Annotated in this window: 12 protein-coding genes and 1 tRNA gene; 5 read left to right on the top strand and 8 right to left on the bottom strand. The window is 66.9% G+C overall.

The genetic code is table 11. The annotated features are described in order from the left end of the window. Window positions 1-699 carry a DNA repair protein gene (locus HMJ39_RS08170; RefSeq protein ID WP_194296922.1) on the top strand — a complete coding sequence of 233 codons (699 nt, stop codon included), beginning with the start codon at window positions 1-3 and terminating at the stop codon, window positions 697-699. Further along, window positions 692-1,156, top strand: a complete 465-nt coding sequence (locus HMJ39_RS08175) for a YbjN domain-containing protein (protein ID WP_194296923.1) — start codon at window positions 692-694, stop codon at window positions 1,154-1,156. Before HMJ39_RS08170 ends, HMJ39_RS08175 begins: the two co-directional genes overlap by 8 nt. On the opposite strand, the gene HMJ39_RS08180 is transcribed toward HMJ39_RS08175, so the two are convergent. The 3 genes from HMJ39_RS08180 to HMJ39_RS08190 are packed head-to-tail and all read right to left on the bottom strand — an operon-like array spanning window position 1,149 to window position 3,294. Continuing rightward, window positions 1,149-2,123 carry a FecR family protein gene (locus tag HMJ39_RS08180; protein WP_194296924.1) on the bottom strand — a complete coding sequence of 325 codons (975 nt, stop codon included), beginning with the start codon at window positions 2,121-2,123 and terminating at the stop codon, window positions 1,149-1,151. The genes HMJ39_RS08175 and HMJ39_RS08180 overlap by 8 nt on opposite strands. 2 nt (window positions 2,124-2,125) lie before the next feature. Then, window positions 2,126-2,671 carry an RNA polymerase sigma factor gene (locus tag HMJ39_RS08185; protein ID WP_323370864.1) on the bottom strand — a complete coding sequence of 182 codons (546 nt, stop codon included), beginning with the start codon at window positions 2,669-2,671 and terminating at the stop codon, window positions 2,126-2,128. A gap of 2 nt (window positions 2,672-2,673) precedes the next feature. Further along, entirely contained in the window at window positions 2,674-3,294 is a 621-nt protein-coding gene (locus tag HMJ39_RS08190) for an STN domain-containing protein (RefSeq protein ID WP_194296925.1), read from the bottom strand. 324 nt (window positions 3,295-3,618) lie between these two features. Here HMJ39_RS08190 and HMJ39_RS08195 point away from each other — a divergent pair, with 324 nt between their 5' ends. Then, window positions 3,619-15,768: a filamentous haemagglutinin family protein gene (locus tag HMJ39_RS08195; RefSeq protein ID WP_194296926.1), complete on the top strand. Its 12,150-nt coding sequence runs from the start codon at window positions 3,619-3,621 to the stop codon at window positions 15,766-15,768. Between the two features lie 69 nt (window positions 15,769-15,837). Continuing rightward, window positions 15,838-16,611, top strand: coding sequence for a helix-turn-helix transcriptional regulator (locus HMJ39_RS08200; RefSeq protein WP_194296927.1), 774 nt, complete (start codon window positions 15,838-15,840; stop codon window positions 16,609-16,611). Between the two features lie 80 nt (window positions 16,612-16,691). Here HMJ39_RS08200 and HMJ39_RS08205 read toward each other — a convergent pair whose 3' ends face one another. The 5 genes from HMJ39_RS08205 to HMJ39_RS08225 form a co-directional block, all read right to left on the bottom strand. Next, window positions 16,692-17,999 (bottom strand): PstS family phosphate ABC transporter substrate-binding protein, encoded by a 1,308-nt coding sequence (locus tag HMJ39_RS08205; RefSeq protein ID WP_194296928.1) that lies wholly within the window; start codon window positions 17,997-17,999, stop codon window positions 16,692-16,694. A 506-nt stretch (window positions 18,000-18,505) separates the two neighbouring features. Continuing rightward, a tRNA-Phe gene (locus HMJ39_RS08210) sits at window positions 18,506-18,581 on the bottom strand. Window positions 18,582-18,630: 49 nt separating this feature from the next. Further along, the gene (locus HMJ39_RS08215) at window positions 18,631-18,915 is read right to left on the bottom strand and encodes an oxidative damage protection protein (protein WP_161384309.1); all 285 of its coding nucleotides are present in this window, start codon (window positions 18,913-18,915) and stop codon (window positions 18,631-18,633) included. 20 nt (window positions 18,916-18,935) lie between these two features. Next, complete coding sequence (gene mutY / locus HMJ39_RS08220; protein WP_194296929.1) at window positions 18,936-20,012, bottom strand: A/G-specific adenine glycosylase; 1,077 nt, start codon at window positions 20,010-20,012, stop codon at window positions 18,936-18,938. Window positions 20,013-20,019: 7 nt separating this feature from the next. Next, the gene (locus HMJ39_RS08225) at window positions 20,020-22,245 is read right to left on the bottom strand and encodes an AsmA family protein (protein WP_194296930.1); all 2,226 of its coding nucleotides are present in this window, start codon (window positions 22,243-22,245) and stop codon (window positions 20,020-20,022) included. Window positions 22,246-22,340: 95 nt separating this feature from the next. Between HMJ39_RS08225 and HMJ39_RS08230 the strand changes: the two genes are divergently transcribed. Next, window positions 22,341-24,245 carry a sensor histidine kinase gene (locus HMJ39_RS08230; RefSeq protein ID WP_194296931.1) on the top strand — a complete coding sequence of 635 codons (1,905 nt, stop codon included), beginning with the start codon at window positions 22,341-22,343 and terminating at the stop codon, window positions 24,243-24,245. Window positions 24,246-24,326: the final 81 nt, after the last annotated feature.

Raw genomic sequence — 24,326 nt, forward strand, 5'->3', positions numbered from 1 at the left:
ATGAACAAAACACAAGAGCCGTCGAAAGTGTTGAAAGCGCCACGCCGTGGCGGCGCTCTGATGCTGGCGGGCCTGTTGCTGGCGCTCAGCCTGCCGGCCATCGCGCAGACCGACCAGAGCCTGGAACAGCGGCTGCGCGCGGAACTGCGCAACACCCGCCAGGAGTTGCAGACGCTGCGTTCCAACCAGGCGCGACTTGAGAACCGGGTGAGCCAGGCGGAAGCGGAACGGCAGGCGGCGCTGGATCAACTGGCGGCCCTGCGCGGTCGCCTCGAGGCCAGCCAGGGCCGGCTGGAGAGCCAGCAACGGGCCAGCCGTGGCCGTCTCGCCGAAAGCCGCCAGCAGAACCAGAAGGTGCGCGCCGCCTACGACGAACTGCTGGAAATGGCCCGTGACAAGGAGGCGCAACGGCGGCAACTGGCCCAGCGCGCCCAGGCCCAGGCGGACGCCCTGGAAACCTGCGTGGCCCGCAATGACGCCCTGTTCAAGGCCGGCCGGGAAATCCTGGACGCCTACGAAAGCCTGGGCGCCGGCAGCCTGTTCCGCATGCGCCAGCCGTTGGCGGCGTCGGCGCGGGTGGAGTTCGAGAACCGGGCCCAGGACTTCGGCGACCGCCTCTACAACAACCAGGTGGGGGCGACGGCGCCGGAGGATCAGCCGACCCCGTCCCAATCCGAGGAGCGAGATTCCAATGAGTGATGCAACCCCGATAATCGACAGCGTGACCCTCGGCGACCTGGCCGAGTTGCTCCGGGAAGCTGGTTACCGCACCAACGAAAGCGAGCAAAACGGCCTGCGCCAGTTGCTCAGCGCCAGCCAGGGCGTGGGCTTCGCGGTACGCCCCGGTAACCCCCAGGTGGAGGATGCGGAGCGGCTGCTGGACTTTACCCTCAGCTGCGCCCTGCGCATCGATGGCGTACTGCCGGAGGGCATGGTGGCCACCTGGAACCGGAGTAAGCGGTTCGGCCGCCTCGGTCAGCAGGGCGATTTTCTGGTGCTGGAGATGGACGTGCTGGTGGCCGGCGGCGTTAGCCGCGGGCACCTGCGTACCAGCGTGGAACTGTGGGACCGGCTGATGCGCGAGCTGTTGCTGTATCTGCGCAATTACCGGGCCCCGGAACAGGACGCCGAGGCCGGAGAGCCCGCCGCTAGCTGATGATCAACACGCCGCCGGGCAGGTCGCGCACGGTGGCGCCCCGGACTTCGCGGACCAGGGCCGCGAAGTCCTCCAGCCGGTCCAGGGACAGATAGGCCTGCACCGGAGTGCGGCCCAGGGCCTCGTCCATCAGCAGAATGCGGCCCGGCCGGTAGCGATTCACTTCCTCCACCACCGACGCCAGCGGTGTGCCATCGAACACCAGAATGCGCTGGCGCCAGGCACTCACCCTTTGCGGGTCCACCGCCGTGACCCCGGTCAGACGGGTTTCGTTATAGACCACCTGCTGGGCCGGCCGCAGCCGCGAGCGGTCGCGGCCATGGGCCACGGTGATTTCCCCCATCAGGCAGGTTACCCGCACCCGGTCGTCGGTGTAGCGCACATTGAAGCGCGCGCCGCGGGCTTCAACGTGGCCGTTGCCGGCGCTTACCGTGAAGCGGGCCGGCGTGTCCGGCAGCGTGGTCACCTCGGTTTCGCCGCCGCGCAGCACCAGGCCGGTGACGGCGCCGTCCCGGCGCTGCAGATCCACCCGGGTGCGGGTGTTGAGTTGCACGGTGGCGGTGTCCGGCAGCACCACCTCGCGTTGCTCGCCGGTGGCGGTCCAAAGATCGGCGGTGAGCACCTCGGCGCCGGGCCACAGGTCCAGGGGCGAGCGCATCACCACCCAGCCGGCGCAGGCCGCGGCGGCGCCGCCGAGAAAGGCGCGCCGGCTGAGCCCCGGCCGGCGCCGCTCTTCCAGGCGCGTGACGTTGTCGGGCCGCGATCGCGCCGCCTCGCCCATGCCGCTCCAGACCCGCCGGCAGTGGGAGAAGGCGCGGGCGTGTTCCGCACTGCGCGCGCACCATTCCCGGAAGGCATCGCCGTCGGCGGCGGTGGCGCGACCGGATTCGAGAAGAATCAGCCATTCCCGGGCTTCACGCTGGATCCGGTCGCGGTCCCTGGCGCCGGCGCGGGAGGAATCATGCATGATCACGGGGACTCTTTCCGTTTCGGGCCGAACCGCTGAATGTACTCGCGGTCCAGACGCTGACAACAATACTCCAGGCCGGCGCGCAATTCCTTTTCCACGGTCCGCAGGGACACGCCATGATGCCGGGCGATGTCCGCGTGGGGAGTATCCTCCAGCCGCGCGGCGGTAACGATGGCGCGGCGCCGCCGGGGCAGCTCCGCCAGAGCGCGCCGGAACAGCTCGATCTCCTGTTCGCCCAGGGCTTCCCGGGCCGGATCGGCCATCTCGTCGGCCATGGCGTAGAGATCTTCCACCTCGTCCAGATTCATAACCCGGGCCTGTTTGCGTCGTTGTTCCTCGGCCACGTTCAAGGCGATGCGGAACACATAGGCCGCCGGGTGGCGCACCACGGTGCCGTCGCGCAGGGTCTCGATGCGCAGCCAGGTTTCGTGCAGGGCGTCCTCGGCCAGTTGCGGTGAGCCCAGACGCTGGCGCAGGCGTTGCCGCAGTTCGTCGTAACGCAGCAGGAACAGATCCCGCAGCGGCTGATGCAGGGTATCCGGCACGGTCAGCCCTCCCGCCGGCCGGCGCAGGGCGCGGCCTCGTCGGAGGGCGTGATCAGCACCGTCACCGGGTTGGGCTGGCCGGCGGGCGGCGGCGCCAACTGGCTGCCCAGCAGGCCGTCGCGGATGGTGTCGCCCCAGCGCGGCGCGTCCTCGGAATCGAGCACATGGACTTTTTCCACCCGGCCCCGGGGGGAAATCCACAGCTGCACCGCCACCCGCACCCGGCCAAGCTGGTCGCCGAGCCGGTCGCACAGCCGTTCGCTGAAGTGCCGCCGCAGGGCGGTGGCATAGGCGGGTGCCACCCGCGCCGGGGCAGGGGGGGCGTCGCCGTTCTCGCCGCCGTTGTCCTGGCGCACCAGGGTCAGGGCGGATTCGCCGATGCGCCGGGCCCGCAGGCCGGTTCCGGCGAGCAGCCCGCTCAGCGCCGCCATGGCGGTGAAGTGGCCGCGCACGGCGCCGGATTGTTTGTCGCGGGTAAGATCACTGGTTACCAAAATCGACACCCCCGTTTGTTCGCTGAATCGCTCAAGCGCGCGGGACAAGGGCTGCGCCGGCAGGTCGAAGTCTTGCTCGCCGGTGTCGCCGAACGCCGCCATCCCCAAACACAGAAACCCCACCGCCATCAGCCGGCCCACACGGCGGGCTGCAACCCAACAACGTTTATCGGCGGCTCTGGCCACGGCCCAAAAGTCTTTTCATTAATCGGGAAGCACAACTGATATGAATGCGCAATTTCGCATTATGGCCGTCTTTTGTGGCGGAAATATTTCACGGCGAAAGAAAAAGTGCCCGGGCCGGCGGGGTGGCACGGCGCGGCCACGCCGGTTTTATGAATTTTCCATGAAATCGGTTCAATCGGCGGCTTCCCGGAACGTCTATGCCAAGTAACCCGGCGACCATTGAAACAACGCCGGTGCATTTCCCGTCCGCGTTGAGAGAGTCAATCCATGAAGCTGAAGCATGCCGCCCCGTCGACGTCGCCGGCGAACCGTTCCGGCGCCGCCCCCTTCGCCGTTAAACCCCTGGCCCGTGCCGTGGCCGTGGTGCTGGCGATGGGCTCCGTCACCCTGGCGGAAGCCGGCCCGCGGGTGATGGGCTCCGACTGGATGGCCGCCAAGGCGGCGGCGCGAGCCTCGGCGCAGGCCGCCGCCACCGCCGGCGGTCGACACAGCGGCGGGGTGCGGACCCTGGCGGAACAACGCGCGGCGCAGAAGCTCAAGCATTCCCTGGACAACCTGCGGCGCACCGCCAATACCCTGGCCGCGCAACGGGCCGCCCAGGAGGCCGCCCGGGAAGCGGCCCGGCAGGCCGCCTCGGGGATTCCCGATGGCCTTGCCGACGGCGGCCTCAAGGTGGACACCAATCCAGGCACCGCCGGCTGGCACAACGCGGACGCGCCCACCCAGGTGAGCAGCGACGGCCACATCACGGTGACCGTGAAGCAGACCGGCGACAAGGCGATCCTCAACTGGGAGACCTTCAACGTCAGCCGCGACACCACCGTGGACTTCCAGCAGCAGTCCAACTGGGCGGCCTTGAACCGGGTCAATGATCCCCAGGCCCGGCCCAGCCAGATCCAGGGGCGCATTCAGGGCGAAGGCACGGTGATGATCGCCAACCGCAACGGCGTGGTGTTCAGCGGCACCAGCCAGGTCAACGCGCGCAACCTGGTGGCCGCCGCCGCCGACATCAGCGACGAACAATTCCGCGAACGGGGTATCTACTTCGATGAGGAGGGCACCCAGCCGGTGTTCACCGATGCCGCCGGCGACATCGACATCCAGGCGGGCGCGCGCATCACCACGCGGGCGCCGGGCACCAGCACCCAGGGCGGCGGTTACGCCATGTTCCTGGGGCGCAGCGTCAACAACGGCGGTGAGATCGTCACCGACCGGGGCCAGACTACCCTGGCCGCCGGTGACGACTTCTATATCCGCAAGGGGCAGGGCACCGAACAGAACACCGCCTCCACCACCCGGGGCAACGAAGTGGCCACCTCCCTGGATGTCGGCAGCGACGCCGGCCAGGTCACCAACGAAGGCCTGATCCTGTCCCCGGAGGGTGACATCACCCTCACCGGTCACGACGTGCGCCAGCAAGGGGTGGCCGTGGCGACCACCAGCGTGGACGCCCGCGGCACGGTGCACCTGCTCAATGCCGCCAGCGACGCCGAAGGCAGCGTCACCCTGGGCGCGGACAGCGTCACAGCCGTGCTCATCGACGAGGACAGCGGCACCGCCACGGACAGCCGCCGCCAGCAGCTTATCGAGGAATCCGCGGACCAGGACCTGCTCCGCGACGAGATGACCGACGGCCATTTCGACAACCTGGCGGATCTGCCGGACCGTCGTGACCAGTCCCGGGTGGAGATCGTCTCCGGCGGCGACGTGATCTTCGAGAAGGACTCCCTCACCCAGGCCACCGGCGGCCAGATCGCCGTGGCCGCCGAGGATCGGGTGCGCCTGGAAACCGGTGCCGAAGTGGATGTCTCTGGTGCCGTGGGCGTACGCGTGGCCATGGAAGCCAACAACGTCCTGGTGAACGTGCAAAGCAACGAACTGCGCGACTCGCCCATCAACCGGGACGACGACGGCCTCAAGAACGAGGACATCTGGATCGACCGCCGCGAACTGATCCTGGTGCCCGCCGGCACCGGTGGCTATGAAGAAGACCGCTGGTACACCGCCGGCGGCCTGCTGGAAGTGAGCGGCTACCTGGACACCCGCGAACACTCCGCCCGGGAATGGGCCGCCGCCGGTGGCACCGTGCGCCTGCACGGCGACGCCGTGATCAGCCAGAGCGGCTCCAGCGTCAACCTGTCCGGCGGCACCCTCAACGTGGCCGGCGGCTATGTGCGCCAGACCTGGCTGATGGGCGCCGACGGTCGCGTCTACAACGCCGCCAACGCCCCCGGTTATATGCGCTACACCGGGGTCTACCGGGGCTACCAGCGCCACAGCGAACGCTGGGGCCAGACCGACGGCTACTACAACCCGGCGGTGGTCCGCGAACAACGGGTGGAAAACGGCTACGTCACCGGCCGCGACGCCGGCCAGCTCATCGTCAGCGCGCCCACCGCCGTTCTTGACGGCGATATCGACGCCAGCGTCTACAACGGCGAACGCCAGGACCGCGCCCGCGACGCCGGCCTGGACGGCTACCAGCAAGCCCAGAACAGCGTCGCCCTCGGCGGCCGCCTGCTGCTCGGCCGCTACGGCGTGCAGGGACTCGCCGGCGGCTTCGAATCCGACGTGCGCATCGGCGACTTCGACGCCATCGCCGACCAGCTCGACCGGGACGCGGAACTCGGCGAGCGCTTGAACACCGTCTGGCTGGATGCCGAACACCTCAACCAGCAGGGTCTGGGCGGCGTGGACCTGGTGTCGGCCGGCGCCATCCGTGTGGACAACGACCTGGCCGTCACCCCGGGCGGCTACGTCCGCCTGGCCTCCGGCCAGGTGGACGTGGATGGCACCGTTACCGCGCGTGGCGGTGACATTACGCTGACCAATATTCTCGAGGCGTACAACAACACCGGTTCCCTGGTGCGTACCGCCCTGGAAGGCGCGGACGGCGAAACCCGGATGCGCCTGGGCGCTGAAGGCTTCCTGGATGCCCGGGGCCTGTGGAGCAATCAGCGCCGTGAACCATTCCGGGCTTCCCTGGCGCACCGCGATGGCGGTCGCGTCCAGGTCCTGTCCAGCCAGGATGTCACCCTGGAGTTGGGCAGCCGCATCGATGTTTCCTCCGGCGGCGCCGTGGACGCCGACGGCGAACTGATGGGCGGCCGTGGCGGCGACATCACCCTGAGCGCCGCCACCACCGTCAATGAAAACAGCGGCACGCCGCGGAGCGGTGTGCTGACCCTGGATGGAGATCTGCTTGGTTTCGGCGTGGACGGCGGCGGCACGCTCACGCTACGCACCGGGGAAGCGGTGGTGGTGGGCGGCGATGCCTTCGAAACCAGAGGGCTGCTCGCCGCCGGTGAAAAGGCACCGGTGGACCTGACCTTGCTGGAGGAAGTGGTCATCGCCGCCGGCCAGACCCTGCCGTTCGACTATCAGTACGAACGCACCGTCGCCGTGCCCGGCGAGGCGCTCGGTAACAGCGCCATCACCATCAGCCCCACCAATACGCTGACCCTGGCGGCGGACTGGACCATACCCGAGTCAGCCACCGGCACCTTCCGGGTGCTGGTCGGCGGGACGGTTTATGGTTCCAATCAGACGGTGCCGGCCGGATCGGTGATCACCAATGTGGTGGGCGCCTCCATCGGCACCTTGCCTGCCGATTACATCGTGCCCGCCGATGCCTTCCCCAACGGCATTCCGGTGCAGCCCAGCCAGCAAACGCTGCCGGCGGGTATGCCGCTGCCCAACGATGTGGTCTTCGCCGCCGGTGAAACCCTGGCCGCGGGCAGCGTGCTGAGTCGCGATGTGCGGGTGAAGCCGGTGCTGCAACTGGCCGCCGAGGATTTTCAGCGCGGCTTTTCTCATTATGACGTCAACGGCCATAAAGGGGTGGCCGTTTCCGAAGGGGCGAGCATCGACGTGACCATGCCGGTATACCGTTTCCGGATGGGAGCCAGCGGTGCGGCGACGCGCGAGGGAGCTCTGGAGAAATGGACGCCGCCTCTTTATCAGGTCCTTCCGGAGCGGGATGGACGCGTGGTCCGCCGGGGCGGGGCCAGCCTCACCCTGCGGTCCGAGAGTCAGGGCCGGCCCGGCGCGATTACCGTGGGCGAAGGTGCCACCGTCCAGGTGGACCCGGAGCAATCCATTGTGCTTCGCGGTGGCCAGACCACCGTGGACGGTACCCTGAGGGCCCGGGCCGGGCGTATCGATATTCTCAACCCGTCCAGCGATGCTCAACTGCAGGCGGCGACACCGGCTCGTTCCATCTGGATCGGCGAGAACGCGCTGCTGGACGTTTCCGGGGTTGCTCACACCGGCACCGACCTGAGAGGCCGGCGCTATGGAGAGGTACTGAATGGCGGGCAGGTGACCCTGGGCAGCAACCTGCCTGAGGAAAAGGTGGAGGGCCTTTATCCGGTCAACAATCAGTTCATCATTGTCCGGGATGGCGCGGTCATCGACGTGTCCGGCGCGCAGGCGGACCTGGATCTGGGCCTCGAAGGACCCACCACGGTATCCGGCGACGCCGGCGGCCTGGCGATGCGTTCCAATGCCGGCATCTATTTCGATGGTGAGCTGCGTGCCGAAAGCGGCGGTGATGGCGCCGCCGGTGGCCGCCTGGATGTGATGCTGGAAACCATCGCGTTGCCGGTGAACATCGGTGACGAACGCCAAACCGAGTTGCGTACCATCGTGGTTGGCGAGGGCATTGAGTCCGGTCTGCCCTCGGACCTGACCGCCGGCAAGGACGATTCCGCCCTGCGTTTCGGCCAGGCCCGGTTCGACAGCGAGGACATCGAGGCCTGGGGCGTTGATAGCCTGTCGCTGTGGGCCCAAGACGCGATCCTGTTCGAGGGCGACACCGGCCTCGACCTGGGCGGCAAGATTGAATTGTCCGCCGCCGTGATCGGCGCCGCCCCGGAAACCCGGGATATCCAGGTGGCGCTGGCCGCGCCCTACGTCAGGCTGGCCGGTCGTACCGAGCTGCCGAAGGTCCCCGGCAGCAGCAACCAGCAAGGCACCGGTCCGTTCTTCGAGTTCGAGAATGGTCATATCTCACCGAATTTCACCCATGAGAGCAGCCGCTTTTCGGTGAGCGCGGACCTGATCGATCTGGGCCAGGGGGCGGTGACCTTCGGCGGGCATGGTACCCGGGGACTGCTCGGCGGCGGTGAAGCAGAGGTGGATTTGCCGGGCTTCGCGCGGGTGACCCTGGACAGCCGGGGCGATATCCGGATGGACAACGCCGTGCTGACCGCGCAGCACGAGCTGGAGGTGATCGCCGAGCGCCTCTATCCGGTTACCCACAGCACCAATAATGCCCTGCGAGTCGGTGATATCAATCCGGACATCGAAAACGCCGGCGACGCCGTGCTCAGTATCCGGCGGCGTGGGGAGGGGACCGCGGATCTGCCACCTTCGGTATTCGGTGCGCTGTATTTACTGGCACCGAACATCGAACAGAACGGCGCGGTGATGGCGCCGTTGGGGTTGATCTCGGTGGGGACGGACGTCGTGAACACCGCTTTCGGAAGCGGGGCCAACCCGCCCTATGACGTCCGTAATGTGCACGTGGATGTGGCGCTAGGGGCAAACAGCATCACCTCGATCAGTGCCGATGGTCTGATCCTGCCCTACGGGTACACCACCGACGGCATCAACTACTACTACGACGGCGAAAAGGTTGAGTTTGACGACACGAATTCCGACGCCGCCCAGAGGCAGCGTACCGGCGGTGGCATCGTCTTCGATGTCGCCACTTTCCTCGCCCGGGAAGGCGCGGTGGTGGACACCTCCGCCGGCGGCGTGCTCCAGGGCGTCGGGTTCCGGTCCGGCCAGCGGGGTTCGGTGAATATTCTTGATACCGCCCTGGCCAATGCGGCGCCCTGGCACGCTGGCGACGGTGATGCCGAAGTGTATGCCATCGTCCCGGGCCACTACGGCGATGTGGCGCCGATCGACCCGGCCCTGGCCGGGCCCGCCCGGGTGGGTGAGCGGATAACCATCGGCGCCGGCGTGCCTGGCCTGCCAGCGGGCACCTATACCCTGTTGCCCGCCGAATACGCCCTTATGCCCGGTGGGTACCGGGTGGAACTCGGGGCTTCCGAGCGTTTCGACCGGGGTGTTCGAAGCAGCGCGCCCGGGCTGTACGATGCCAGCGTTTATCTGGGGGTGGCGCATACCGGGCTGCTGGCCCGGCAGCCGCGCCGGGCCTCGATCATGTCCGGCGCCCAGGTACGCCGCTACGGCGACTTTGATGAGACCACGCTGACGCAATGGGTGCTGAACCGTCAGGCGGAGTTCGGTGCCGCGCGGGCGCCGTATCTGATTCCCGAGGACATGCGTAGTCTGACCTTCGATTTCGGTGGCGCGCGGGACGATGGGGAACAGGTCTTTCGTTTCGACGGGGAGCTACGCAACCGTCAGGTCGAGGGCGGCGCCGGCGGCATGGTGGCGTTTACCGGCAAACCGCTGGAGGTGGTGGCCGAGAAAGGGCAGGGCGCGGGGGACCGAATCACCCTGGTGGACGACGACATCAACGCCCTGGGCGCCACTATTCTCGGTCTGGGGGTGAGCGCGCCGTCATTCGACGGCAGACTGGATTCCTACCGGGTGTCCACGGTGGTGCGTTCCGGCGCCACCCTGCGCGCGGGGACCGTGGTGCTGGGCGGGCAGGTCAACGGTGCCGATGACGTGGTGGTGGAATCCGGCGCCACCATCGACACCCGGGGCTTCGAGGCGGCGGGCTGGACCGCGGCCAACGGTATTGTTCTGGCTCCGGCCGAGGATCAGGCTCTGCTGGTGGTCGGCAATGATCTGATGACCTTCGGCGGCGCCAGCGGCGACGGCCGCCTGCGGGTCGAGGACGGCGCGGCGCTGTTCGGGGAAGGCTCGGTGGCGCTGCTGGCATCCGGCGGCGCGGAAATCGGTGATATTTCCCTGGGCGCCCGGGACCTGTTGCTGGGTGTGGAAGACATCAACGTGGGCACCGACGCGGCGCTCGCGCAGGCTGCTTCCGACGGTGTGCTGTCCTCCGGCTGGCGGCTGACTCAAAGTGTGCTCGACGGTCTGCTGCGCCCGGCCGACGGGCCCGGCATCGAAAGCCTGAGCTTCCAGGCCTCCAATTCCATTAACTTCATCGGGCCGGTCAGTCTGGATACCTTCGACCCGGGCACTGGCGAATCCAGCGCGGATCTGCGCTTTATCACACCGGCCATCTACGGCCTGGGTGGAGACGGGGACACCGCCACCATTCGCACCGAACGGTTCACCTGGAGCGGGCTGGGTTATATGGAAGGCGCCGATCCGGTGGCGGCGCAGCCAGGCCCGGTAATCGACGGCGGTGCCGGCACCGGCACGGGGGCCTTCCAGGTGGACGCCGATGAAGTGCTGTTCGGATTCAACGGGCCGCTCACCGATGAATCGACCAACCTGACCCTTGAGCGATGGATGCTGGGCTTCGCGGACGTGACCTTCAATGCCTCGGATCGCATCAGCAGTGAACGGGCCAGCCAGCTCTCGGTATACCAGCGGGCGATCGGCGACGGCGACTATCAGGGCGGTAACCTGACGCTGAACGCGCCGGTGCTCACCGGTCGGGCCCGTTCCGACATGACCTTCCGCAGTGGCGGCGATTTGACGGTGGCCAGACCGGACGGCGCGGAACCGGTGGACCGGAGCAGCCTGGACCTGGGCGGGCGGCTCACCCTGGACGGCAACCGGGTGCGCATCGACGGCACCGTGGCGGCGCCCAGCGGGCATATTGAAATCCGCGCCGAGGAAGATGTGCAACTGGCGGCGGGCAGCGTCCTGGACGTGGCCGGCCGGGAAGTGACCTTCTTCGATGTGACCCGCCACAGCTTCGGCGGTGATGTGGTGCTGGAAAGTCACCAGGGCGATGTGCGCCAGGCCGCCGGCGCGACCCTGGACGTGTCCGCCCGGGGCAGCGACGCCGGCACCGTCAAGGCCACCGCCGCCAACGGGCAGGTGGCGCTGGAAGGTGACCTGATCGCCCGCGCCGGGGATCAGCCGGACAACGGCTTCGAAGGCGGCTCGATTCAGGTGGAGGGGCTGACCATCCTCGACTTCGTCGGCCTCAACCAGCGGCTTGGCGACGGCGGCTTCGATTACCGCCGGGACTTTACCCTGGGTAGCGGTGACCTGGTCATCGGCGATGAACTGCGGGCGCGTCATCTGTCCGTGACCGCCGATGGCGGCAGCCTCACCGTGGCCGGCACGGTCCGCGCCGGCGGCGACCACGCCGGCAGCCTGCGGCTGGCCGCCCGCGACGATCTGACCATCGAGAGCGGCGCGCTGCTCGACGCCAGCGGCGACACGCTCAAACGCGACAGCCACGGCGGCGCCATTGAGGGCAGCAACCGGGCCACCCTGGACCTCACCGCCCGGGATGGCCGCCTGGTGCTGGCGGACGGCGCCACCCTGGACGTGAGTGCCGGCGGCGAGGCCCGTGGCGTGATCAACCTGAATGCTCCCCGTCTGGGCGGCAGCCAGGGCGACGACGTGGCGGTGGACGCCGGCGGCCCGCTCACCGTGCGCGGTGCCAAGCGACTGGCGGTGAACGGCTTCTGGACCTACGACGATGCCCCGGTGGACGCCGAGGACGGCACCACTCAGGTGGTCGACGAAGCCTATATGGACGGCATTCACCAGGACAGCCAGATCTTCGTCAACGGCGCGCTGGCCAATGCCGACCTGATGGCACGGTTGGCCGGCCTGCGCGACGCCACCGATACCTTCCAGTTGCGCCCCGGCGTGGAGATTGTCTCCGCCACGGAGGACGGTAACCTGCGCGTGGAAGGGGATCTGGACCTGGCGAACTACCGCTACGGTCCGGATGTGGACCCGAATGTGAGGGGCTCCGGCACCGCCGGCGTGTTCAACCTGCGGGCCGGCGGCGATCTCACCGTGAACGGCAATATCAGCGACGGCTTCGGCGTGCCGCTGACCAGCCCGGACAGTGAAATTCTCGTGGACTTCGAGTTGGAGCCGGGTCTGTTGGATACCGCTAATCGTTTCCAGTCGGACTACATTTTGCCGCAGGATTTGATCCTGGCAGGTGGATGGAACATCTCTCAAGTGGACGGGAGCCTTCCCTTCGCGATCAATCCCTCTCAGGTGGCCCTCCCTGCCGGGGTTCCAATTGAGGAAAGCGCGGTCATTGCCGTACAGACCGTCGTGAGTGGTGTTTTGGCGGCGGATGTAGTGTTACCCGTTGCGGTCAGGGATCTTCGTACGGGGGTAACTTATGGTCCGGGGGTTGTCCCCGCGGGCACCTCGGCTACGTTTCTCGCGCCGCCCGGGACGGAATTCGCCGCCGGCTATGTGTTCTTCCTGTCGCCGCAGATTCAGGTGGATACCATCCCCGCCGGAACCGATCTTTCCAGGTATCAAAGTATTAGCTTGCCTCTCACGGAGACGAACAGAGAGATCAAGTTGACAGCCGGCATGGTTCTTCCCGAGGGGTTCAGAATTTCCAGTCTCAACGGATCGGAAACGATCAATGTGCCCCTGCAACCGTTGGCACCGGTGCTGGACCAGGGCCAGGAGTCCTGGGATATCCGCATGGTGGCGGGCGCCGATCTGGCCTCCGCCAGCCGGCGCGCGGTGCGTGCCGGGGCCCTGGCCGGAGACCTGGTATTGGATAATCCCGATGCACCTCTGGTACTCCGGGGCATCACCAACGACGAACGGCCAGTCACCAGTGTGATCCGCACCGGCCAGGGGGATCTGGAACTGCTTGCCGCCAGGGATTACCGGCATGACTCCGCCTATGGTGTCTACACCGCCGGCAATGCGCTGCCCGCCGGGGAGGTGCCCGACGTGGCCCGCCCGGACGGGGGAGAGCTGGGAGCGAGCTATGCCGAGTACCAGGATTCCGAGGCGGTCACCGATGTGCAGGCCGGTTTCCTGACCGGCGGTGGCGAGGTGCTGGTACAGGCCGGTCGCAACCTCCATGGCTATACCAGCGGCGATTTGAGTGGCGATCTGCCAGCGTCGGACTGGCTTTGGACTCAGGGCGCCGCCGCCGACGGCGCCTTGGAGGCCTGGTGGATTCATCCGGGCACCTATAGCAAAGAATATACCTACTCCAGGCCCAAATTCTCCACGTTCCAGGGCATCGGGGCCTTGGGGGGCGGCAATCTGTCGGTGTCCGCCGGCGAGCAGCTTGGCACCTACGCCTTTATCGGTGCCGACGCCACACCGGTGGGGGCCCTGAACCTGGTGGTGGGCGCCAGCGGTTGGCGTGACGCGGACGGTACCGTCCGGCAAACCGGGGGTGGCGAGCTTCGCGTCAGCGCCGGGGCGATCAATCCTTTGCGGGACGGTACGAGAAGTAACGTGGCCAATCTGCGTGGTGATATCCGGGTGCGGGCCGGCGCCATCGGGCAGACCTGGCAGACGTTTCAGGTGCCAGGCAACTCTGATCCTCGGCCGGACGATCTGATCACCAGGGCCCGTGTTAATGCCTACGGCCTTCTTTCAGTGACACAGGGTGATGGCGCGGCTCGTCTGTTGAGCGTGGGGGACGCGGTATTCCGGACCCTGAACCCGACCGCCGGTCTGCCGGGCGCCGGGCTATGGACCGACGGGACAAAAACCTCCGTTTTCGCGGCGGGTGGGGACATAACGATGAGCAGCCTATCAACGGGTATCGAGGCCCCCTCCACTCTCAGTCTGGTGGCGTCCGAAGGCTCTATTTACGGAACGCGTAACTCGGGGGATAGCATTCAAGTGCGTCCTTCATTGGATGGGGGGGTGGAGGTGCTCGCCGCGGATTCCATTTACCGCTTTGGTTTGGGGGTCGAGGCGCATGAAGATGCCCACGACGTTTCTGGTTTGGCGCCGACCCGCTTCTACGCGGTGGACGGCGATATCTACAACCTGGGCTATGGAACCTTGCCGTCCACGGGAAGCTTGGGGCTGCTGGGCCGGCCGGCTTGGATTCGTGCCGGTCGCGATATTGTGGGCTTGGGCGTGAACCTCGACGGTACCTTCCAGCGTCGGACGGCGGCTTTCGGTCACAACGCCTCGACGGACGTGTCCCTGATCGAGGCGGGCCGCGACCTGATCTATATCGACGCCGCCGCGGTAGGGCCGGGCACACTGGAGGTCACCGCGGGCCGTAACTTCTACCAGGCGGATAGGGGCTGGGTGCGCAGCATGGCGGGCCTTTCCGGCGACATCGGCAGCGGCGCGGGCATTGCCATCAACGTGGGCATGGGCGCGGACGGCCCGGATTATCAGGCGCTGATCGACGCCTACCTGAACCCGGCCAACCTGGCCGATCCGGGCCGGCCCCTGGCGGACCAGCCGGACAAGGTGGTCAAGGTTTACGATCAGGAGCTGAGTTCCTGGCTGGAAGACCGCTACGGCGATGCCGCCCTGGACGGCACTACCGCGCTGGCGTATTTCGAGGCGCTGTCGCCGGAACAACAACGCATCTTCCTGCGCGAGCTCTACTATGCGGAACTGCGCGCCGGCGGTCGGGAATACAACGATGCTGATGGTGACCGCACCGGCAGCTACCTGCGCGGTCGTCGTGTTATCTCTACATTCCTGCCCAAGGTGGACAGCGAGGCGGGCACCTCCGGCTACCAAGGTGATTACACCATGTTCTCCACCGGTGAATATTCCGGCCTGGTGCGCACCGAGGGCGGTGGCGATATCCAAATGCTGGTGCCCGGCGGCGATCTGATCGTGGGCGTGGACGGCGTGCGCCCGCAGGGCGGCGACAACGGCATCCTTACCCAGGGCCGGGGCGATATCCAGCTATATAGCCAGGGCGATATCGCCCTGGGCCTATCGCGCATTTTCACCACCTACGGCGGCGACATCTTCGCCTGGTCCGCCGCCGGCGACATCAACGCCGGCCGTGGCGCCAAAACCACCCTGGTGTACACGCCGCCGCGCCGGGTCTACGACGGCCTGGGTAATGTGAGCCTGTCGCCGGTGGCGCCGACCACCGGTGCCGGTATCGCCACCCTGGCCCCCATCCCGGAAGTGCCGCCCGGCGATATCGACCTGATCGCGCCGCTGGGGGTGATCGATGCCGGCGAGGCGGGTATTCGGGTATCCGGCAATGTGAACATCGCCGCCCTGCAAGTGGTCAATGCGGAAAATATCCAGGTGCAGGGCGAGTCCAGCGGCCTGCCGGCGGTGGCGCGGGTCAATGTGGGGGCCCTCACCAACGCCACCAACGCCGCCAACAGCGCGGTGCAGGCGGCGGAGCAGGTGAGCCGTGGCAACCGCGGCAACCGGCCCTCGGTGATCACCGTGGAGATCCTCGGCTACGGCGAGGAGCGGCTGGTGCCTGAACGGGACCGCAGCGCCGGTGCCACGGATTACCGGCCCGATGGCGCGGTGCGGGTGCTGGGCGCCGGCGCCCTGGACGAACGGCAAAGCGCCGAACTCACCGAGGCGGAGCGCCGCAGCATGTTGTAAACCTGAACAGCGCCGCCCCGCACTGGGGTGGCGCTTGTATTTACGATAATAAAGGCAAGGGGGACACGGATGTTCTACGAACAGGATGCCACTGGCCAGATACTGTCCCTGGCCCGGGTCACGACCCTGGGCAGGCTGCGGGCCGGCTTAAGTTATCTGGTGGAAGCCCACGGTTTCCGCTACTACATGTTCACCTGCCTGGGCGCCGAGCTGGAACGCACCCGCACCCTGGTGCTGCACAACCTGCCTTGCGAGCAACCGGCCCCGGCCTGGCCGTTGGAAACCGACCCGTTGGCCCAGTACGCGCTGGCGGAGAGTCTGCCGCTGGATTGGCGTGGCCTAATGGCGCGGCCGGATTTCCAGGCCCGGGGCTACCAGGTGACCATGCGCCAGCGCGCCGCGCTGGGATTACGCGCCGGTTGCACCGTCCCCCTGTTGCAAGGGCCGGGCATTCTCGCCTGGCTGGATCTGGCCCTGGACCAGGATGACGATGATGCTTGGGCGCATGTGCGCCGCTACCTGCCCTGCGCCACTCTTTTGGGCCGGGTGGTGCTGGATCGCGTCGGGCGCTTCCTGGCTGAAGCCGACGACGACGAACCACCACCGGAACCTCTTAGCGACCGTGAACGTGCCTGCCTGCGTGGCGCCAGCGAAGGTCTGAGTAACATCGAAATCGGTGCTTCCCTGGGCATCAGCGAGCGCACCGTTTCCAGTCATATTCATCGCGCCTGCCATAAACTCCACGCCCGTAATCGCCAGCACGCTGTCACCAAGGCGATGCTCTCCCGACAGTTATACGCCGTTCTGGGGCTGGCTTTGGGTCGGGATTCACGTCCTTTCTAGGGACGGCCGTGGCGTTCAATTCTCATAAAAAAAGGGCGCCGGGTAGGCGCCCTCCGCACTGGCGTGCGTTGATATTGCGATCAGTTGATGCAGGTACCGGCCAGTTGATCCATGGCGTTGGCGGTGCCCAGGCGGACATAGCCGGTGGGCAGGGAGCCGGAGCCACTTACCACTTCACGGACCAGGGCGCGCAGGGCCTGCGGATCGGCGTTGTTCGCGGTGTAGCCGAGCAGGTTGGTGACCGCGGCGATCGGGTAGCCTTGATCCAGCTGGGCGGCCGGGTCGATCACGTTCACGCAGCCGTCCGGGGTGCTGGGGTTGCTAACCGGGATGTCGGAGACAGCCTGGGTATGCGGAAGACCAGTGTCCTCATCTACATCGCCCAGAACGGTGTCGGCCAGCAGGTCACCGATGCCGTAGTTCACGGAAGTGACGGTGGCCGGGTCGGTGCTGTTCACGTCGGCGTAGTCCTGGCTGGCGTCCAGTACGTTGGCCAGGTTGGCGAAGCCGATGGACCAGGAATTGGCGCCGACGCCGGAAACCACACCGGCGTTGCCGGACTCTTCGCTGTAGTTGGCGTACAGGCTGGCGGGATTGGCCGGGGAAATGGCGGCGGTGAAGCTCTCGGAGGTTTTGAAGAAGTCGGATGCCACACCGAAGTTGCCGTTACAGGTGGCCGCCAGGTACTGGGTGAAGGCGAACACCGTGCCGCTGGTGTCCTGACGCACGATCACGTGGATGGGCTGGGTCGGCAGACTGCTGTCCACGTCGTTCCAGGTCTGGGAAATGCCGGAGAAGATCTCGCACACCTGCTGGTTGGACAGATCCGGGCGGGAGCTGCCGATCAGGTTCACGGGCAGCGCGATCAGAGCACCCAGGGCCGGCATCTGGAAGATGCCGTCGCCGGCGGTGTTGGGGCCGTTGACGAAGTCATCCACGTTGTCGGCGGTCAGCGGAGCGTCGGAGCCGATAAAGTCCGGGCGGCTCTGGCCGGCCGGGGCGCTGAAGCCCACCGGGCTGGCGCTGTAGTCACGGCAGTCGCCGTCGGCGCTGAAGCCGCTGACACCCACCAGAACCCGTTTGCCGGTGCCGCTGCCGGTCTGGCAGTAGCTGGCGGTGTGGGACGGGTTGGCGCCCTGGAAAACGGAGAAGATGGAGTCAGGGGTTACGCCGACTTGCTGGTACGGAGTGAACGTCGGATCGAAGCCTGCGAACAGACCCGCGTCGGTGGACAGACGCGATTCCGGGTTGGTGGTGGTGAAGCCGTCGCCGATGTAGGCGAGTGCCGGCAGAGAGGCGCCGCCGCCGACCAGATCGGTGGCGGAAGCGGCCAGCGGTGCGCTGATGATGGCGGCGGCCAGGGCCGCCTTCTTGATGATGGTCTTCATGAGTCATTCCCTCGATATTGGGTGCGATTTATGAGTAATCCCCGCGGCGGGTGCCGCATGAATCACGCTATCGAGAGCGAATGTCGCTTTGGTTCCATTACGAATAATTTTGCGCTTCCGGAAAACGACAGATCGTTGTCAGGGGGTGCGGGGAAGGGCAGCGGGAATCCGACCGGGCCAGGGGGGCCGCTAAGTGGTTGTTGTTGAGTGGGTGGGGCTACGGGGAGGGTATTGGGGAATGACGGTTTGGTGGCTGGACGGTGCGGGAGGCCGCAGGGGGTCGGGTGCAAAAAGGCGCCGCTCTGCGAGCGGGCTTTCCATTCCGGAGGCGGATTGATCGGAACAGCCTTTGGGCTGTTCCGACCCTTCGGGCTTCGCGCTGCGCGCTCGTCGCCAAACGCGGTGCGTTTGGTCGAACCAGGCGGTGGTTCATCATCCAACCGCCGGATTGCCAGACATACAAAAAGGCCCCTGCTCTGGTGAGAGCAGGGGCCTTTTTGTATGTCTGGTGCCCGGAGGCGGAATCGAACCACCGACACGGGGATTTTCAATCCCCTGCTCTACCGACTGAGCTATCCGGGCGTGGGGGCGTATTAAAGCGGCTGGCCCTGGCCCCGTCAAGGGCGCGGGGCTATTGATTGGCGTCTTTGGTGGGGGGAACGTAACCCTCTGCTTTTTCTACGCTTTCGTTGTTCAAAAAACGCTCACGCTGTTCGTCCAGGAAGGCCTTGGCCTTGGGGTCCATGACGTTCAGGTGTTTCTCGTTGATGAGCAGAGTCTGGTGCTGGAGCCATTCCTGCCAGGCGGCGCGGGACACGTTTTCGTAGATGTCCTGGCCCTTGGGGCCGGGGAAGGGCGGTTTGTCCAGGCCTTCCAGTTCCTGCTGGTGCTTGCGGCAGAAGACGGTGCGGGTCATGGCTTCCTCGCTGGTTCGGTTTACAGCAGGCCCCGTTGGCGGGGGCCGTGGAGCTGGTCGAGCAGTTTCTTTACCGGGGCCGCGAGGCCCAGTTCGCCGGGGGCGGCGGGGCTCACCCAGCGGCCCTCGGCATCCTGCACGGCCTCGCCGTGGCTGTCCACCCGGATCAGGCGGGGCTCGATGTCCAGGTGGAAGTGGCTGAAGGTGTGGCGGAAGCCGGGCAGGCTTTCCTGGTCCCGGGCGGCCAGGCCACGGCGTTCCAGGGCGTCGTGCTGGGCGTCGTCCGGGCTGTCGGATGACGCGTCCAGCTGGGGGAAGCACCAGAGGCCGCCCCAGATGCCGCTGGGCGGGCGCGGTTCCAGCCAGACGCGGCCGTCGCCGGCTTGCAGGATCAGCATGCGGGCGGCGCGCACCGGTTTGGCCTTGGCCGGTTTGCGGCCGGGGTAGTCCTGGGGGTTGCCGTCGGCGTGGGCCTGGCAGAGGTGGATGACCGGGCAGCGCGGGCAGTCCGGGCGGCGCACGCAGAGAGTGGCGCCCAGGTCCATGACCGCCTGGGTGTAGTCCGCCAGGCGTTCGTGAGGGGTGTGGTGCTCGGCCAGTTCCCAGAGGCGGTTTTCCACCGGCTTCTTGCCGGGCCAGCCGGGCACGGCATGCAGCCGGGTGAGCACCCGCTTGACGTTGCCGTCCAGGATCGGGGCGCGCACGCCGCGGCTTTGCGCCAGGATGGCGCCGGCGGTGGAGCGGCCGATGCCGGGTAGGCTGGCCACTTCCTCCACGGTTGCCGGGAAGTCGCCGCCGTACTCGTCCACCAGCTGGCGGGCGGCTTTGTGCAGGTTGCGGGCGCGGGCGTAGTAGCCCAGGCCGGTCCACAGGTGCAGCACCTGGTCCACGTCGGCGGCGGCCAGGGCATGCACGTCCGGGAAGGTGGCCATGAAGCGCTCGAAGTAGCCGATCACCGTGGTCACCTGGGTCTGCTGGAGCATGATCTCCGAGACCCACACCCGGTAGGGGGTGCGCGGGTGCTGCCAGGGCAGGTCGTCGCGGCCGTGCTGGTCGTACCAGGCCAGCACGGCGTCGCTGAAGGCGGGTTCGCTCATCCTTCGCTTAGCGATTGAACAGCCCCTTGAGCTTGTCGCCCAGCTCTTCCTGGATTTTCTCCTCGGCTTTCTGCTTGGCGGCGTTCTTGAGCACTTCCTCGGTGGTGTCGCCTTCCGCGTCGATGCCGAGCTTGTCCTTCAGCTTGCTCTTGGCGGCGTTGGTGGCGGCCTGCTGGGCGATCTTGGCGAAGCCCTCCCGGTCCGCGCCGCACCACTTGGCGGGGCTGCCGGCCAGGCTGCCCTGGCAGCGCAGTGGCCAGGTGACGTCCTCCAGGTATTTGCTGCCGCCCAGTTCCGGGGACTGCATGCCGATCCTGAGGTCGAACTCCTGGGTCAGCATGTTGAGCCAGCCGTTGCCTGAGAGGGTGCCTTTTTCCAGTTTGGCTTCCAGGCTGTCCAGGTTGGCGACCTGCTTGTCGAGGCTGGCCTTGGTGGTCAGGTCGATGATCTTGGTGTCCTCGGACAGGGCGCTCGGCAGTTTGCCGGATTCCTGGTTGGGGATCAGGGCGCTGAGGCCCTGGAAGCGGCCGAGCATGTCGTTCACGCCGCCCACCAGGGTGTTGTAGAGGTTGAGGCCGCGCACGGTGCCGTCCGCCAGGTTGACGGTGGCGTTGCCCTTGGCGGATTGCACCAGGGCTTTTTCGCTGTTGCCGGCGGCGCTGAAGTTCATGTCCAGGGAGAACAGGCCCTTGGCCAGGTCCTCGCCCAGGGCCAGGGTCACCAGCGGCTGCAGCTGCATGCTGGTGACGTTCTGCTTGTAGTTGATGCGCGGCGTGTTGCCGGACACGTCCAGGCTGCCGCTGCCGGTGAAGCTGCCGTTGAGGGTCTGGCCTGAGGCCTGGGCCAGGCGCAGCACGCCGTTGTTGGCGGTGACCTTGAACGCCAGGTCCTTGGCCTGGATGGTTTCGAAATTCAGCTCGTTGACCTTGAGCCGGCCGTCCATGACCAGCGGGCGCAGGCTTTCCACCGGGATCAGTTCGGCTTCCGAGAGCTGCTCGGTGCCGGCCTGCTTGCCGGCGCCGCCGCCGGCGCCGGTGGGCGTTTCCTCTTTATCGTCGCCGCTTTCCGGCGGCAGATAGCCGTCCAGGGTGATCTTGTCGAGCACCAGGTCGAAGACGATCTTGCCGGTGTCCAGACTATCCAGGCCGGCCTTGCCGCTCAGGGTGCTGCTGTCCAGGGTGACCTTGAGCGGGTCCACCATGACGCTGCCGGCGGGGCCGGCCAGGGTGGCGTCCAGGGCTACTTTGCTCAGGGCGGCGTCGTCGCGGGTCTCGATGGGCGTTTCACCGATGGACTTAAGCGCGGCGTTGACGTCGAAGGGGGCGGTCTTGATCTGGCCCGCCACCTTCATGTCGCCGGTGAGGCCGGTGACGGTGGCGTCGCCGGTGGTGCGGGTGCCGGCGGCTTCCAGCACCAGGCCGGAGAGGGCGGCGCGGTCTTCGTCCAGGTTCACGTCCAGCTTCTGCTCCAGGTGCACGTCCACCGGGTTGACGGTGAGGCCGCCGATCTGGGCGTCCAGGGTCATGGGGTCGAGCACGAAGTGGTTGCTGTCCAGGTTGGCGGCCAGGGTGGTGTCCAGGCTCAGGTCCACGCGCACGTCGCTCTGGTCCTGGTAGCGCAGGGACAACTGCATCGGGAAGGGCTCGTCCAGGCTCACGTCCTGGGCCTCGAAGTTGAAGTGCTCCACGCGGATGTCGGTGCCGTCGGTGGTGTTGCGGTAGCTCACCTGGCCGTTGGTGATGGCCACGCTGGGGATGGTCAGCGGGATGTCCAGGGTGCCGCCTTCGCTGTCCTCGGCGGGCTGCTCCTCCTCGGCGGCGGGCTGCTCGGCGTCCTCTTGCGGGCCGATTTTCTCCCAGTTGGCGCCGTCGGCGGTTTCCACCAGGTTCACTTCCAGGCCGTCCAGGGTGACGCCGTCCATTTCCACGTTGCCGAACAGCAGCGGCCAGACCGCCACGCTGACGCTGGCGCTGTCGATGGCGGCGAACAGCTCTTCCTCGTCGGGCAGGCGCGCTTCGGTGCGGCCCAGGCTGACGCCCAGGGAGGGCCAGAACTGCCAGTCCACTTCGCCGGGGATCTCCAGCTCCAGATTGGCCTGAGTGAGCGCCTGCTCACGGATCTGCGGTTTGAAATCATTGGGGTCGATCACCTGGGTGATCACGAACACCGTGGCGGCGAGCAACACCACGATGGCCACCAGGACGATGACCACGATTTTAATCGCGCGTGCCATAACGAGCCTCTCCTTGCGCCTCGGACCAGGGGCCGGGATTATGTTTGCGGGACATCATAACGTATGAATGAGTATCACGCTTTGGGGAGCCGCTTTTGTTAAAGTTCCGTAATATCCTGGTTCTGCTGGGGTTACTGGGGTGTGCTCTGGCCCGGGGGGCGGAGCCGGTGACCCTGTCCGGGGACCGCGACCAGGTGGAGGTGGCGCGCTCCATGGAGGTGCTGGTGGACCCGGAGGGGCATTGGGACTTCCAGACCGTGCGCGGCCGCCTGGCGTCGCGCTTCCGGGCCAACGATTCCGCGGAACTGAATTTCGGCTTCACCGGCAGCGTGATCTGGCTGCGCTTCGCCCTGGACGCCGGCGCCGTGGCCGGCGAGGACTGGTACCTGGTGGAGCGCTACCCGATCCTGGACAACATCACCCTGTTCGCGCCCACCGCCGACGGCGGTTACCGGCGCGTGGACATGGGCGACACCCTGCCGTTCCACCATCGCCTGATGAACCACCGGGCCTTCATCTTCCCCCTGGAAAGCGGCGCGCCGGCGTCCCGGGACTACTATGTGCGCATCAGCGGCAAGGGCGCCATCAACCTCTCGCCCATGCTGTACAGCGCCACCGGCCTTGTGGAGTACACCTACCGGGACATTCTGGTGTACGGCGTTTTCTACGGCTGCCTGCTGATCATGGTGATCTATAACGCCCTGCTGGCGCTGTCCCTGAAAGAGCCGGTGTACCTGTATTTCGTGGCGTTTCTGGTGGGCATCACGGTGTTCAACCTGAACATCAACGGCTTTGGCTTGCAGTTCCTGTGGCCGGAGGTGCCCAAGCTCAACGAGTACTACTGGCTGGGCATCTATATCTGCACGCCGGCGCTGGCCATGTACTCGCGGCATTTTCTCGGCCTCAAGGAGCGCTTCCCCCGCTACGACCGGCTGATACGCGGTTATTTGCTGGGCATCGCGGTGTTGCTGGTGGTGCAGCTGCTGATTCCGGCGCCCTGGTCCTATTACCTGTCCACCCTGCTGGTGGTGATCACGGTGCTGCTGTTCAGCTGGCTGGGCTGGACGGTGTGGTCCCGGGGTTACCGGGCGGCGCGCCTGTACGTGGCGGCCTGGTTCGTGTTCCTGGGGCTGATCTTCATCTTCGTGCTGGGCAACCTGGACTGGGTGCCCTACGTCTCGGTGATCACCATGCTGCCGCACATTGGCGCGCTCTGGGTGGTGGTGATGCTGTCCCTGGCCCTGGGCGATCGCATTCGTTTTCTGGAGCAGGAGCGTAACCAGCTGTTCCAGGAGGCCCGCGAGAGCCTGGAGCGCCATGTGCGCGAGATCGAACAGATGAACCGGGACAAATCCACCTTCCTGCAGTACGTAAGCCACGAGCTGAACACGCCGATCAACTGGATCGGCGCCGCCGAGGGGCTGGGCGACGACGACCAGGCCGCCGACGCCCGGGCCCTGGTGCGCAAGGGGCAGCAGCGGCTGGTGGGCATGGTCAGCACCTCGCTGCGCTATTTTGATCTGGCGGACCGCCACCAGCCGCCCCTGCTGGGGCGCTGCCAGCCGTTACTGCTGCTGGAGGCGCTGCTGGCCAGCCGCGCCGGGGCCCTGCGCGGGCGCCGGCTGACCGTGGACAACCGGGTGGGGGCGGGCCTGTGCGTGCGCGCCAACGAGGCGGAGCTCCAGGAGGTGCTGGCCATCGCCCTGGACAACGCCATCCGTTTCAGCCACCCGGAAGGCCGGGTCCGCATCACCGGCCGGGCCCTGTCCGAGGAGGCCGAGATCCGCATCGCCGACGGCGGCCGGGGCGCCGGGCCGGGGCAGTTGGAGAGCCTGTTCGAGCCGTTTTTCGTGATGGGCTCGCGCCACCACGAGGAGGGCTACGGCCTGTCCCTGGCCATGGCGCGGGTGATGGTGGAGCAGGCCGGCGGGCGCATCTGGGCGGAAAGCGGCGGTCCGGACCAGGGCTTTATCCTGGTGATCCGCCTGCCGCTGAGTTGAAAGGACGATTCAGGATTCAGGATTCAGGCGCGAGGATCGCTCGGTGCGATCTGATCGCTCCGGCCCCGCGCGGAACCGCTG

This window comes from Alloalcanivorax profundimaris (genome assembly GCF_015265435.1).
Lineage (GTDB): Bacteria > Pseudomonadota > Gammaproteobacteria > Pseudomonadales > Alcanivoracaceae > Alloalcanivorax > Alloalcanivorax profundimaris.

Bases quoted from the DNA above. Each gene is read 5' to 3' on its own strand.
- HMJ39_RS08170 (WP_194296922.1), top strand. From the start codon at position 1: ATGAACAAAACACAAGAGCCGTCGAAAGTGTTGAAAGCGCCACGCCGT.
- HMJ39_RS08175 (WP_194296923.1), top strand. From the start codon at position 692: ATGAGTGATGCAACCCCGATAATCGACAGCGTGACCCTCGGCGACCTG.
- HMJ39_RS08180 (WP_194296924.1), bottom strand. From the start codon at position 2,123: ATGCATGATTCCTCCCGCGCCGGCGCCAGGGACCGCGACCGGATCCAG.
- HMJ39_RS08190 (WP_194296925.1), bottom strand. From the start codon at position 3,294: ATGGCGGTGGGGTTTCTGTGTTTGGGGATGGCGGCGTTCGGCGACACC.
- HMJ39_RS08195 (WP_194296926.1), top strand. From the start codon at position 3,619: ATGAAGCTGAAGCATGCCGCCCCGTCGACGTCGCCGGCGAACCGTTCC.
- HMJ39_RS08200 (WP_194296927.1), top strand. From the start codon at position 15,838: ATGTTCTACGAACAGGATGCCACTGGCCAGATACTGTCCCTGGCCCGG.
- HMJ39_RS08205 (WP_194296928.1), bottom strand. From the start codon at position 17,999: ATGAAGACCATCATCAAGAAGGCGGCCCTGGCCGCCGCCATCATCAGC.
- HMJ39_RS08215 (WP_161384309.1), bottom strand. From the start codon at position 18,915: ATGACCCGCACCGTCTTCTGCCGCAAGCACCAGCAGGAACTGGAAGGC.
- mutY (WP_194296929.1), bottom strand. From the start codon at position 20,012: ATGAGCGAACCCGCCTTCAGCGACGCCGTGCTGGCCTGGTACGACCAG.
- HMJ39_RS08225 (WP_194296930.1), bottom strand. From the start codon at position 22,245: ATGGCACGCGCGATTAAAATCGTGGTCATCGTCCTGGTGGCCATCGTG.